At 36.8% G+C, this 13,529-nt stretch carries 15 protein-coding genes; 9 read left to right on the top strand and 6 right to left on the bottom strand.

Translation table 11 applies throughout. The features are described 5' to 3' along the window. Positions 1–2: 2 nt before the first annotated feature. From DFQ12_RS13995 to msrB, 3 genes are all read left to right on the top strand, one after another. Positions 3–272 (top strand): hypothetical protein, encoded by a 270-nt coding sequence (locus tag DFQ12_RS13995; RefSeq protein WP_120259678.1) that lies wholly within the window; start codon positions 3–5, stop codon positions 270–272. Positions 273–349: 77 nt separating this feature from the next. After that, positions 350–799, top strand: coding sequence for a DUF417 family protein (locus tag DFQ12_RS13990; protein ID WP_120259677.1), 450 nt, complete (start codon positions 350–352; stop codon positions 797–799). Between the two features lie 6 nt (positions 800–805). Further along, positions 806–1,900 (top strand): peptide-methionine (R)-S-oxide reductase MsrB, encoded by a 1,095-nt coding sequence (msrB, locus tag DFQ12_RS28575; RefSeq protein WP_120259676.1) that lies wholly within the window; start codon positions 806–808, stop codon positions 1,898–1,900. 368 nt (positions 1,901–2,268) lie between these two features. On the opposite strand, the gene DFQ12_RS13975 is transcribed toward msrB, so the two are convergent. Further along, positions 2,269–2,502 carry a hypothetical protein gene (locus DFQ12_RS13975; protein WP_147420411.1) on the bottom strand — a complete coding sequence of 78 codons (234 nt, stop codon included), beginning with the start codon at positions 2,500–2,502 and terminating at the stop codon, positions 2,269–2,271. Between the two features lie 506 nt (positions 2,503–3,008). After that, positions 3,009–3,815 carry a LexA family transcriptional regulator gene (locus DFQ12_RS13970; protein WP_120259673.1) on the bottom strand — a complete coding sequence of 269 codons (807 nt, stop codon included), beginning with the start codon at positions 3,813–3,815 and terminating at the stop codon, positions 3,009–3,011. Between the two features lie 361 nt (positions 3,816–4,176). Here DFQ12_RS13970 and DFQ12_RS13965 point away from each other — a divergent pair, with 361 nt between their 5' ends. Next, positions 4,177–4,800, top strand: a complete 624-nt coding sequence (locus DFQ12_RS13965) for a hypothetical protein (RefSeq protein ID WP_120259672.1) — start codon at positions 4,177–4,179, stop codon at positions 4,798–4,800. Between the two features lie 87 nt (positions 4,801–4,887). On the opposite strand, the gene DFQ12_RS13960 is transcribed toward DFQ12_RS13965, so the two are convergent. The 3 genes from DFQ12_RS13960 to DFQ12_RS13950 are packed head-to-tail and all read right to left on the bottom strand — an operon-like array spanning position 4,888 to position 6,203. Further along, on the bottom strand, positions 4,888–5,388 hold the full coding sequence (locus DFQ12_RS13960) for a hypothetical protein (protein ID WP_147420410.1): 501 nt from the start codon (positions 5,386–5,388) through the stop codon (positions 4,888–4,890). After that, positions 5,345–5,722 carry a hypothetical protein gene (locus tag DFQ12_RS13955; RefSeq protein ID WP_120259670.1) on the bottom strand — a complete coding sequence of 126 codons (378 nt, stop codon included), beginning with the start codon at positions 5,720–5,722 and terminating at the stop codon, positions 5,345–5,347. The genes DFQ12_RS13960 and DFQ12_RS13955 overlap by 44 nt, the downstream gene beginning before the upstream one ends. Next, on the bottom strand, positions 5,709–6,203 hold the full coding sequence (locus tag DFQ12_RS13950; protein ID WP_120259669.1) for an N-acetylmuramoyl-L-alanine amidase: 495 nt from the start codon (positions 6,201–6,203) through the stop codon (positions 5,709–5,711). Before DFQ12_RS13950 ends, DFQ12_RS13955 begins: the two co-directional genes overlap by 14 nt. Before the next feature lie 303 nt (positions 6,204–6,506). Between DFQ12_RS13950 and DFQ12_RS13945 the strand changes: the two genes are divergently transcribed. Both DFQ12_RS13945 and DFQ12_RS13940 read left to right on the top strand, forming a co-directional pair. Continuing rightward, positions 6,507–7,073, top strand: coding sequence for an RNA 2'-phosphotransferase (locus DFQ12_RS13945; protein WP_120259668.1), 567 nt, complete (start codon positions 6,507–6,509; stop codon positions 7,071–7,073). A 55-nt stretch (positions 7,074–7,128) separates the two neighbouring features. Then, positions 7,129–7,851 (top strand): phytanoyl-CoA dioxygenase family protein, encoded by a 723-nt coding sequence (locus DFQ12_RS13940; RefSeq protein ID WP_120259667.1) that lies wholly within the window; start codon positions 7,129–7,131, stop codon positions 7,849–7,851. Positions 7,852–8,104: 253 nt separating this feature from the next. Here DFQ12_RS13940 and DFQ12_RS13935 read toward each other — a convergent pair whose 3' ends face one another. Then, on the bottom strand, positions 8,105–9,193 hold the full coding sequence (locus DFQ12_RS13935; RefSeq protein ID WP_120259666.1) for a lipase family protein: 1,089 nt from the start codon (positions 9,191–9,193) through the stop codon (positions 8,105–8,107). A gap of 133 nt (positions 9,194–9,326) precedes the next feature. Here DFQ12_RS13935 and DFQ12_RS13930 point away from each other — a divergent pair, with 133 nt between their 5' ends. The 3 genes from DFQ12_RS13930 to DFQ12_RS13920 all read left to right on the top strand — a co-directional run bounded on the left by DFQ12_RS13930 (position 9,327) and on the right by DFQ12_RS13920 (position 13,521). Next, the gene (locus DFQ12_RS13930; protein WP_120259665.1) at positions 9,327–11,516 is read left to right on the top strand and encodes an ATP-binding protein; all 2,190 of its coding nucleotides are present in this window, start codon (positions 9,327–9,329) and stop codon (positions 11,514–11,516) included. 239 nt (positions 11,517–11,755) lie between these two features. Next, positions 11,756–12,646 (top strand): SIR2 family protein, encoded by an 891-nt coding sequence (locus DFQ12_RS13925; protein ID WP_120259664.1) that lies wholly within the window; start codon positions 11,756–11,758, stop codon positions 12,644–12,646. Between the two features lie 11 nt (positions 12,647–12,657). Beyond that, positions 12,658–13,521 (top strand): DUF2071 domain-containing protein, encoded by an 864-nt coding sequence (locus tag DFQ12_RS13920; protein WP_120259663.1) that lies wholly within the window; start codon positions 12,658–12,660, stop codon positions 13,519–13,521. Positions 13,522–13,529 lie beyond the last annotated feature (8 nt).

The following is a 13,529-nucleotide window of genomic DNA, read 5'->3' as shown; positions in this document are numbered from 1 at the left end:
CAATGATAAAACAACTCATTCATATATTGGTAATGCCCTGCAAACAAGCAACACTGCTTATCGAACAGCAAAATGCTGGTGAGATTCCATTTTTCCAAAAAATACGCTTAAGGCTACATCTTATGATCTGTAAGTGGTGCAGTGCCTATAACCGCAAAGTACATGCAATGGAAAGTATGATGAAAAAGATATTCACACAAGATGCTCCTGAAAAATTTAGTAAAAATGAACTAGAGCTCTTTAAAGACAAATTAAAAGACAAGTTAAAATAAAAGGATTTTTTTGTCAGGATTTTGAAGTGCATGCTACTAAAAGGGAAACAGTAAGTACAAATTAAAATTTTAGAAAAATGCATCTCATAACGCAAACAAAAAATTCCCCACCATCATCACAATGGGGTTTCTACATTTCCACATTCGGCATGGTCTTCATTCTTCTGTGGCTTGGGATTTTCAAATTTACCCCAACGGAGGCGATGGCCATAAAGCCATTGATAGCGAATCATCCACTCTCTTCCTGGCTATACAAACTATGGAGTGAACAAATGGTGTCCAATATTGTTGGTATTGTTGAAATAGCTGTTGCCATACTTATCTTACTGAGTTTAAAATTTAAGCAATTGAGACGATACGCCGGAATTGGGGTATGTATTATTTTTACGATGACTTTAAGTTATCTCTTTACAACACCAAATATGTTCAAACATGTAGACGGAGTTCCTGTGACAGATTTCTTTATCCTTAAGGATATACTATTTCTTGGCTTTGGAATCAGTTTACTGCAATCAGCTAAAAAATAAAAGATCATGAAAATTATATGGACAATCACTATACTCGCCTTTATAGGCTTGATAATAGTCAAAATAGGCTTTTCACAAGGAGAAGAGAAAGCATCAGCTCCAGAAAAGAACTCAGCTCATAACAGTAAAACTAGCGAAATCTACTTTGCGGGAGGCTGCTTTTGGGGGACAGAACATTACTTCAAACAAATAAGAGGGGTAACAGCTACAGAAGTTGGGTATGCGAATGGGAATCTTGCCAAACCGAGCTATGAACAGGTATCAACGGGCAATACTGGGTTTGTAGAAGCCGTAAAAGTCGATTATGATCCTACGCTAGTTGATTTGAAATTGTTGATCGACTTATACTTTAAAACAATTGACCCGACAAGCATGGATAAACAGGGTAATGATATTGGTACTCAATATCGGACAGGAATTTACTTTACAAAGAAAGAGGATGAAAAAACAATCCGGGATGAGATTGGTCAGCTTGCAAAGAGCTATAGCTCAAAGCTTGTTGTAGAAATTGGTCCCCTACGGAATTTCTATACTGCTGAAAATTATCATCAAAATTATTTAGAGAAAAATCCTCAGGGTTACTGCCATATTCCTGCTGACCTATTTGAGAAAGCGCGACAGGCAAATCCAAAACCGGCTAAGTACAATAAAGTGGACAAAAAAACACTGAAAAAGGAGCTGACTGCATTACAATATGATGTTACTCAAAACAATGCTACTGAAAAGGCTTTTGACAATGCTTATTGGAATGAATTTCGGGAAGGCATTTATGTTGACGTTACCACCGGCGAGCCCCTATTTATTTCTACCGATAAGTTTGAATCCGATTGCGGATGGCCAAGCTTTTCTAAACCGATCAATGATCGGCTGATTGCCGAAAAAAGCGATAGGTCTTTTGGGATGAATAGAACTGAAGTGAGAAGCAAAACAGGTGACGCTCATTTAGGCCATGTTTTTAATGATGGGCCGACTGAACAAGGGGGACTACGTTATTGTATCAACAGTGCTTCACTACGCTTTATCCCAAAAGATCAAATGAAAGCGGAAGGTTATGAGAAATTTATTCCTCTGTTACAAACCAAAAGCGACAAAACTAAGTAGCACAACATCTCATATCAGACTATTAATAAGTGTAATTGCTGGTAGGATAAAATTCCATTAATCCATTTGAGGGGTGTCATACTAGAGTTTACAGAGATTATTGCCCGGGGAATCTCTTTACAACAGGAGAGCCAAGAAGGTCAAACAGCCCTAGTTTATCTAATTTTGTTGGCATCCCCCGATAATCATTTTCCAAATCCGAAAGGGTTTGCTTTTGGGACTTGGAACGCTTCTTTTAAACACAAAAAGCCAGGTTGAAAAACCTGGCCTTAAAAATAAACATATGATGGATTAGTAAATGGCAGCCCCTATGAACAGTCTATCTCCACGATACGCTCCGGGATCTATACTTGAAATTAGATTAAGTTCTAAAATACCCTAATAAATTTACCTTCCAAGGCTCCCTCAGAAACATCGAGGATATCTTCGACCACTATTGTTGCAGACTCTTTGTTAAACTCTTCCAGAAATCTCCACAAATCATTCACTTTTATCGGAACAAAATACTGATTCGTATCTTCCACAGTATTCTCAGACTTAAGTATATTATAGCCTTTACATTTTAAGTCCTGAAGGATATCATTCGTCAATGGGATATTCATCTCTCTAAAGTTTCTATTTCTCGTATGCTCTGCACACGCCGTATTTAACCACTTAGATTTATAGAAATTGAAAGCAATGAACATGTAAGAATAATGAGCAACCAATATCCTTTATATATGGTTGTTTGTCATAGCGTATATTATATATACTGTTCGACGCTAAGACACCATACATTAAACATGTTCATCTGCTTCCAATTCATATTCAAATATAGTAAATAAAACTAATTTAATTAGTTTTATTTACTATATTTTTTAGTTTAAAAACTAACAAGTTGTGAGCCATAAGGTTTATATTTTCCGGACATAAAGAATCTCTTTATTATTCCAAACAGCGTTAGGACGAGAAAGCGGTGATACAATTGGGCATATACAAGTAGCTATATGCAGGAGCAACAGGAATCTTGTTTCGCAAATAAAAGCGGGTTTTATTTGCGAAACAAGGTCTGATTATGGTTGATCATTTCAAAGATGTCCAGTGGAAAACAAAAATGTACTGAACATCTTTATAATGAGCGGCTGATATCAACAACATTAAAGATCTGATCCACATCATCCAAGCTGACTTCAAAGTCTGGATAAGTAGCTTTGTCCGTATTGAGGGAACGTAATGTAAGGATTCCATTAGCGACATCGTGATGAGCAATTTCCTTAATAATCACTCCTTCATATCGATGTACGACGACCCAATATCTATATTTATGGGTATGAAATTTTGACTGCCACAATTCTCGTTTAATCAAACGTCCAGTAACAATATCGCCGTCAAGGACACTAGCATCAGTCCCGTCTGTCATACTATCACCACTCACTTCAAAAGAACGGTAAGCTCCTTTGTGAAATTCATTCACGGTAATAAAATGTGCAGGTAAATCATCCATGTACTCAGTGTCCGAAAATCCCGAAAGATAACCAGCTTTTGCCTTCTCGGTCACGAGCTTAGTTTGCATCAAATAGCGTCCAGGAGACACCTCAAAGAATATATTGTTCTTATTCTCGTCAATAAAGTTGACATCACTGGAAAAATATCCAATAGATTTTCCGTTTCCTACATTGACCATGGAAACAGTATCAGGCTGAATGATTGCACCAGACTGATTTCGTTCTCCTTTTCCATAAAGCAGCCAATCGTACTGAACTTTGGGAAAAGCATTTTGAATACGGGTTTTCATGGTGAGACCGATCGGATATTCACCCTTCTTTATACGCGAATACACCTGTTCACGCACCCCCAATAAGCCCGCAAATTCCCGATTGGTAATTCCCATCTCCAAGCGTAAAATCTCAAAATTATTATCCGGATAAGTTTCCATGTTTTTATAGGGTATTTAACAAATGTTACACTAATTCATAACAATCTGACACTAAGTTACACAAGATATTAAACCTAAACAAATAAATAAATAAAATAAATATATTAATAACTTATTATCAATATATTACAATTAAACAAATAAGTTTAACAATTTCTATTAGAGACAAAATATTCAACAAAATTAACATTAAAAACCTTGAATGATTAACAAATTTGTTTAACTTTGTTTAACAAACATTATGAACACTTAGTGCTTACTATCGGCAACTCATTAGAGGGAAAAGAAGCTGTTAATGACTTTGAATGATTAGTAGCAATAGGACAGAACAAAAAAATATACACTTTAAAAGAACATAAAAATGGAACGCTTCATCACAGCAAATTCGCAGCTAAACAGATCAACAGGATTGAACCATCAGCACATCATAAAATATGATATTATTTCAAAAGAAACACAAAGTATGAGATTGATGACCGTCCTAATGCAACCAAAAAGTTTAACAACAATTACAAGTCAACGAAAAGATAAGACCAATTCCCAGCGTATGAACACTTTATATTATTCTTTCATTATGAGTTTCTTAAAAGAGAACCATCCCGAAATTTTGAAATCAATTGACAAAATATATGAGCCCGATCTTTCCAAGATAAGTCAGGTGATCGATTGTTATTGTGAATTTATGGGGATACCCTCGCAGCAGATTATGGGTGAGTACATCAATTACAAAGATATCCAGCATCGTTACAAAGCAATCGCCGTTGTCTTGCGTATTTTTCAGCCAGAAAAACTGGATAACCTAAAGGCTAAAGTAAAAAGCACGATATACAAGGAACTTGGTCCATATTTAAAGATAAATAGCGATACCTTACAAAAGTCCATCATCTGCGCATGTAACCAATTTGATATGTATAACGATTTTAAGAAAGATATCAAGCAAGCGACAAATTATTATTTCATTAATAAACGTTTCAATGATAAATAAGATTGGTTTCCCAAGAATTTATACCGACCATAAAACCAACGAGCAGGAAGTTTTCAATGATCGGTATAATAATCTTTGATCCAATTATTACGCTCTCCGACGCAACCACCAGACCAAAAGGAATATCACGACAAGTAAGCCTATCAAAAAATAGAATATATTTGTTCCAGCCGGCTGCACCATCCGTTTTGAAGCTCTCTCATCTATCCGCAGTTTATCTTCTTTGTAGTGAACATTGTGGGCACTCTCCCGACGCTGATCAGAAAGATATTTCTCAACACCATTACTGCTATCAGAATAATGCGTTCGGCGTTTATTTATCCGTCCCTTACCTATTCGCACAACTCCATTCGGACTAATCTCAATCTCCTCACCTTCGATCTGCATCAGAGCCTCGCTCCCTGTCAAGAGTCGATTATATGATTGCTCAATCTCCAAGTGCCTTCTACTAGAATCCACGCTTGACAGTTCGGCCATTTTTTCGTTCGCCTCCACTGTCCGCGACTCCTTTGTTTTAGTAATCTTTTTAAATAAACCGCAGCTACTAACGAGCAGTAGCATTACGGTCAATCGAAGTATATTTTTCATTTTTCACTCTTTTTAGTTCAATCTGCAATTCATTATAAAGCTTCATCAGGTCATCATATTTCACCTGCAACTCGGCCAATGTCTTCGAGCAGGCAATACGATCCTCATTCGCGAGTTTCAGCCCTTCGTTGAGATCTTCGATAATAGCTCTTAAATGTTCTATATCTTTTTCCAGCCGGTTTGCATAACCCTCCCACTTATCAATCACTTTCCCCGCATTCTCCACATTTGTAGCTTCCACTTCCGCCTGCTGCTTGGGACGACCGACAAAGTAACCTCCGATAGCAGTAACGATAGGAATAATCAGCTTTTCCAAAATTTCAAGTAGTTCCATAGTAATTATTTTTTATTAGTGGCTTAAACTTCATCCAAGGGAATTGTGCTCCCGGATCCTCCTTCCTTCCAGGGGCAATATCACTATGCCCCAAAATTTCCTGAATGGGATAATGGGCAATAATTGCCTGGCAGACTTCAATCGCTGTATTGATCTGCTTTTCGGTATAAGATTCTGTCCCCCTATTTTGCAACTCAATCCCAATACTGTATCTGTTCAGATCTTTCAAACCAGCCCAGGAACTCAGGCCTGCATGCCAACATTTGACATTGAATCGCGCCAGTTGTGTTACAACACCATCGCGACTGATGTGTACATGAGCGGAAACTTTGCTTTTTGGATCTGACATCCAATAAATCGCACTGGTAGCATTGGATGCTCCATCATAATGCATGATGATATAAATAGGCTTGATATTACCGCTTTTATTAGGTGTATCCTTATAGGATACACCTACCAATTGATGTTCTTTAATATTCATGTCTTCTTTTATTATTATAATTTACTTTGATGTTAATCGCCTCCTTCTTCTTATCTGGATTCCAATTTTATTCCGATAAAGGCCGCCAGCATGTACTTTATTTGCTATTTCTATACAAATTTAGGTGGGAATCAAGCTTGAAAATTAGAATATCAACGGTATGTAAGCGGTATGGAACAACTACCGAATATCAGCTCAAAACGAATATTTTTTATTGTCGGTCAATTCATAACAAAAAAGAAGGCGCTCAAAAAATAAAAGAAGTAAATTTACTTCGACTTGATTAGCTATTGAAAATGATTTATGAATAAAAAAGAAGTAGCAACTAGCAAATTTTTAAGCCTAATACTTCGGCATGTACCGGAGCGTATTGGTATCGAACTTGATGAGAATGGTTGGGCGGATACAGACTTATTGATTCAAAAGATTAATGCTCATAACTATGAATTGACATTGGATATGCTTAAGCATATTGTTGACACGAATCCGAAAAAGAGATTCGCCTTCGATGATAGTTTTAAGAAAATCAGAGCAAATCAGGGGCATTCTATTACTATTGAACTCGGATTGCGTCCAGAGGTCCCACCTGATGTCCTATACCATGGCACAGCGGTGCAATATGCAAATTCAATCATTGAGCAGGGAATAAAAAAACAGAATAGACTGCATGTGCACCTAAGTAAGGACATCGAAACTGCAAAATCAGTCGGACAACGACATGGAAAACCTATTTTATTCGAAATAAATGCATTAGCTATGTTTAAAGATAGATTTGATTTTTTCTTATCCGAAAATGGTGTTTGGCTCACTGACCACGTGCCTGCACAATACTTACGTTTTGTCAATTTCAAAGGAGAATTTACTAAATAGGGACCATAACGCATAAGTTTTAGAATAACACCATTTCCAATAGTTAATAACAGCGATGCTTACATCCGAACAAATAACAATTAAAAAAAACGAGATAAAAGAAGACGGTTTCACTGTCATCGAGAATGTCTTTAACAGAAATGAAGTTGAGCAATTGGTAACCATGATTGAAAACGAAGATCATTCAAGAGATACATTCAGGCGTTCCTCTGATCTTTTTGCGATCCGCCAGATAATTAAAGAAATACCTGCTATATATACTATAATTTTCAATGATAACCTTAAAGATGTTATTTCTAAATTACTGGGAGCAGACCATTTTATTGTAAAGAGCATCTATTTCGATAAACCCGCAACATCAAATTGGTATGTATCGTACCACCAAGACTTAACGATATCTGTACTCGAAAAAATTGATTCTGAAGGTTTTTCAAACTGGACGGTCAAACATAATCAATATGCAGTACAGCCCCCACTGGAAATTTTGGAAAATATAGTTACGATAAGAATTCATCTTGATGACACGGATGCGGAGAATGGTGCACTAAATATTATTCCAGGATCACATAACAAAGGAATATACCGTCCCGAAACCATCGATTGGACCATGGAACAGGATAAAAACTGTCCTGTCCCGGAAGGCGGAATTATGATCATGAAACCACTATTACTCCATAGTTCCAAACGCACAAGCAACAACAAACGTAGAAGAGTTATCCATATTGAATTTTCTAATATAGAACTAGCCAATAACTTATGCTGGGCTGAAAGATTCTAGTATAAAAAAGACTCTCGTTGGCCACAAAAAAACTTTTCCGTTATTCCATTGTTATTTGATCGTTATAGCATAGGATGAGTTATATCGTGAAGGCTAGGAAATCGGTTCACCTAGCCTTTTTTATTGTCAGCGCCAATACATCCATCAGCACTAAAACCATTATTTGTTTTACTCAACATCACAAAACACGGCTTTGATCGCAGCTCTATATATGTGATCGCGGCTCTATATAATGCACAACCTGTCCTATTACTTACGGAAATGTAGGCTTTAACGCTAAAGCCAGTCTATAATAAGGCTTCAAGGAATGATGCAGCATCATTTCATCGCTTTTTTGTTCATCAAACATCCTGAAGTACTCCGCATCAGGAGTTAAAATAACATGTGTCCCTGTACGGACATAATCATTGCTAGGAAAATAAGTCGGTTCTTTAAAATTCGGTAAATATTTCTTAACCATTTTTGAAACCTGTTTACCCAAGATCTTTTGATAATTCACTACTGCTTTCTGTGATGGATTTTTCAACATCCGAAAAGCGATTCTTTTCTTTAGACCTTGCTTCTTGATCGTAGAAGCTATCGGTGTTACCGGATTTCTACTTGGAAGATCTTGAAGCTGCTGCACCGTAAATGGCATCTGTGGAACCCAATCTTTGGGATTAACAATTTGGTAAGCCCAACCATAACTTCTAGTTTCATACTCATAAGCGAAATAAAGGTTACCAGGTTTAGGTGCAGCCGAGCAGTAGGTCTTGAACCGAATGTCTTTCGGCAATCGGCCAGCATCCTGCAATTGATAAAAATAGGCCGTCAGCAGATAACTGATCCCCCCGCCTTGACTATGGCCGACAATCAGAATATCCTTTGTACCCTGTTGATAAAGTGAATCTATTTTGGGCAACATATCCCTAGAAAGAAAGGCTGTACTAATTAGGTAGCCGACATGAACAGCGGCATTGGGATCATTAGACAATTTATAATCAAATACAAAATTAGTATCTATTTCCAATTTACCGATAGCTGGAACCATTGCGGCATAGAGATTTGCCAGCCAGCTTAGATTATCATCTACTGATCCCCGCGTACAAAAAATTGCTGTGTTTTCATCCCGCTGCCACAACTCATACAAATTATTGAGTCCCATGGCTGGACTTCTATAAATCAATTTCGAATACTCGGGTGCTGGGATATCAGATGGATCGCTCTCATCCTGTTCGTAAATATGCGCATTGACTCGCAACATTTCCTGGTATTCGGGCAGGTTAAATCCAGGATTAAGCCGCTGGGCTTCAACAGCTGTCGCAACGAAAAGCAGACAGCTAAATAACCAATATTTTATCATAGTGATATTTCTATTTGTGTAAATAAATTCAAAAAAAATAATTTTCGAAATGCAGTTAATACATGTCCAACAGCAATAGCTATGCCTTAATTATTTATTTTGTACTTTAGAAGAATATATCAAAAGGCGTTTTATGGACAATAATCATTTTTCTAATTGTGACCAAGAACCGATACATCTTTGTGGTCAAATACAGCATTTTGGTTGTCTCATCCTATTTGATGCTACTAAAAATTGTATAGGCTGGAGTGAAAACTGGACAGAAACAGGTTTGCCTAGACAAAGTGTATTCTTGGGACAAAGTTTGACCAAGTTTATCGATTGTTTAGCTATTCAACATGCAATCGATCTTGATCAGATATTACACGATCATGCTGATAGTTTCAAACGCCGTTATGTTGCGGATATCTATCTGGAACAAATCCCATATTACCTAAGTATCTATCCCTTTGACAATAAGATATATATTGAAATCGAACAACATCGTTCGCAATCGCATCAATTTAAAAACACATTCTTTTATGCCAAGCATATCAATGACAGTGAGGACATCTGGAAGGCTCTGGCTGAGAATATTTTTACGGTGACGGACTATGATCGTGTTATGATCTATAAATTTTCAGAGAGTGGAGATGGCCAAGTCATTGCTGAACATGTTGTTGGCGACTTGGAACCATTACTAGGCTATCGTTATCCTGAGTTTGATATTCCCCAACAAGCGCGCCAACTCTATACTAAAATATTTGCCAGGGTAACACCAGATGTAGATGCTGTCCCAGTATCGATTTGGGGTCTTGAACCTGAGAAATTAGATCTCTCTATGACAGCGATACGCGCAATGTCTCCCATACATCTGCAATATCTTCGAAATGCCCAAGTAAAAGCAAGTGGTAGTTTCTCCATCATCATCAACGGAAAACTATGGGGATTGGTTGCTTGTCAGAATAGACTACCCAAATACATTGATCTAGCACAAAGACATCTTTCTATTTTCATTGTTCAATATGCTGTAAATAGTTTTTTGGCCAATAAACATATTGAAGAGAATAACTTCAAACTTAAAACAAAGAGTGTCGCATTTGAAATCAGACAAAATCTATTTACAAAGAAAGATCTTTACAAAGTAATTAGTGCACTGACCACTAGCTTAATGGACATCCTTCGAACAGATGGTATCGCATTTAAATATCTCGACAAATGGCATATTGTTGGCCATGCGCCAAAAAAAGATATGTTATTAAATCTGGATAATCATTTCAGTAGAACAATTTCTGATCAATTGTTTTGGCAATCCGATTTCAAAGGACATCAAGATGAAAACGAGACTACATTTCCATTTCCTGGTATTGCTGGAATAGATTTGGAAAATAAATTAGACTTCAAAATCTATTTCTTCCGAAAGGAAGTAAAAGTAGAGGAAACCTGGGCAGGGCAACCTGAAAAGCAGCTTATTTATGATCCAACAAAGACCATAAATTTCCCTTCTCCCCGCACATCCTTCAATGCCTGGAAGAAAATAGTCGAAGGCACAGCCCCGAAATGGAAAGAACGCGAAATTAATTTCTTAAAAAGCCTAAGCATTACAATTCAGGAAGCCTGCTTAAAGAAGATCATCGAAATCCAAGCGCTCAACGAGAAATTGATTGAAATAAATAATGTTCTGGAAACATTCAGTTACACACTAAGTCATGATCTAAAAAACCCCTTGGCTGCACTACAGATGACAGCCCAGATGATCCGGGACAGACCCGGTTTAAGTCAGGAATTTCTTGGAAAAGCAGGTAAAAACATGATGGACGCTATCCTATTAATGAATAACATGCTAGATAAAACAGTCGATTTCGCCCGTAGCAAAAGCTATGAGTTCGAATACGAAACTGTCTATCCGGAGCGGTTCATTGAAAATATCATTGATGACTGCAGTGTAAGATTTAATGTTCAAAATCTGCAATTCGAAAAAGGGCGAATCCTTCCAATTGATGGTGAAAAGACCTTAGTCTATCAACTGTTTCTAAATCTTTTGGGAAATGCGATCAAGTATAGCAGTAATAAAACGGCTCCCTTAATAGGTATAAACAGCCAAATAGAAGAAGATTATGTTTTGTATAAAATATGGGATAATGGCATCGGAATGTCAGCGGAAGAAACTGAAAGGATTTTCGAAATATTCCATCGTTTACCTAACGCGATGCAATTTGATGGATCAGGAGTCGGCCTATCAATTGTGAAAAGAATTGCAGACCGACTCAACGCAAAAATCTCTGTCGAAAGCAAGTTGAATCAGGGTACAATTTTCGAGATCAGATTCCCCATAAGAAACTGATTTTTATGGTATAGAAACAAAAAAACGCACTATTTCCGACAAGAATATGGGTCAAAAGAAGGTCTAGAACAGATGAAGGTGCAAAGTAATTTGCGCCCCGTTTCATCCATTCTTTTTTATTAAATTAGGGACCAGCCGATAGATTCAGATTCGTACTCAACTGGTATAAATTATAATGTGTACAGAATCATTTGATTTACCGGTCATAGAGGGAATCTTCAATAAGTATTAATTGTAAAATGGATAAATTCAGCTTGTTAGTTGGCAATGATATCAATAATATTTCTCCTGGAATCAGTTGGAGCGATTTGCTGACTAATATTAAAACAAAATATCATGTAACGGCATTAGAAAATGGACAAAAACCTTTTCCGATGTTATATGAAGAGATTTTTCTAAATGCAATTAAGATACAGCATCTTAATGAGAAAGAACTTAAAACTTATATCTCGGAGAGTGTCTCTCAGATAAATCAAAATGAAATACACCAGTTGATCCGGGCCCTACCCACTAAAAACATTATCACAACAAATTATGAATTTAGTTTGGAAGGATCCACTTCAAAGAAGAATACAAGCCTGATCCGAGAAACAACATACAGTGTTTTTCGCCGACATGAAACTACGGACAAAACATTTTGGCATATCCATGGTGATTGCGACAGCCCCAGTTCCATCAATCTGGGGTACGAACATTATTGTGGGCAGCTTCAGAAAATGAGAGATTATGTTGTAAATGGCACTAATTACACCTCGGATACGGTATTTAAAGCGGCTTTAATAAAGAGATTGAAACAGAAAAAAGACTTACAGCTGCAATCATGGATAGACCTGTTCTTTACCCAAGATATTCATATTTTGGGACTATCGCTGGATTTTGTGGAAATAGATCTCTGGTGGTTATTGACCTATCGTGCCCGAAATAAGTTTTATAGAAAAAGTGACTTCATTCAAAATCAGCTGTTTTACTATACCACAAAAAAATGGCATCAAATCGCTGTTGATAAAATGCAATTACTTAAAGCCAACGATGTGGAAATTATCGTTATTGATGAATCTGACAAAACAAAATATTACAAAAAAATATTGAAAGAGATCAGTAAACGATACCAGCTTCCTTCCAATAAATAGCCTACTATTCCATGTCATTGACAAAAAAAGAGTTTCGCTCATCAAAAAGAAATATACTTTCTCCCTGTATTGAAAGCCTTTTAAATGGTTCCCTCTTAAAGAGAATAAAAAATATATTTCCGCCCCCTTTTTCAGATGTAAAACTAAAGAGCGAAATCACCAACGTCGTTTATTTGAACTGGATGATACCTATTGAAAAAATTCGAGACATGATTCCCGAAGGGCTAGAGGTGAATGCTATTCAGGGGAAGGTATTATTTTCTATTTTGACCTATCGTCATGGTCATTTCGGACCAGCTAAACCAGATGGATTGAGGTCATTTTATAGTTCCCCATTACAAAGCAATTGGAGGTTTTATATTGCAGCAGATACCAAGCTATTTAAAGAACCAACGGTCTTATTTGTCTCCAATAGCATGAGCAGTTCCCTCTACTGTTTAGGCAGTCGCCTATTTAGCAATATGATGTATACACATCATCCGCTATCATTTAGCCATCAATGTATCGACGATCACATTCATACAAAAATAGATCCCGGCACCAGCAATGCGCCAGATCTGGAAGTCATTTGCCATTCAGTTGAAGAATGGAAAATTCCCAACGATTTTCAGCATATATCAACTCAGCCCAGTGAGCTTCTTGAAAAAATTATTGTTCAAAACCGTGCATTAACGTCTCAGGATCTGAATTCATCACATATTGCCGACATTTCACTCGCTTTTGATATAAAGGAGATCAAACCTTTAAAAATTGACTTTTTCAAAAGTCATACATTATATGAAATTGTAAAAGAGGAAGAATGTTTTGCCTTTCAAATACCGTCATTGACATTTTTTATGAATAATGAAAAAAGAATAAAACAATGTTTTATATAGATTTTTTT

Source organism: Sphingobacterium detergens, from assembly GCF_003610355.1.
In the GTDB taxonomy this organism is placed as follows: Bacteria; Bacteroidota; Bacteroidia; order Sphingobacteriales; family Sphingobacteriaceae; genus Sphingobacterium; species Sphingobacterium detergens.
Note: the sequence above shows the minus strand (reverse complement) of the source record. Positions and strands in the feature narration are given on the sequence as shown.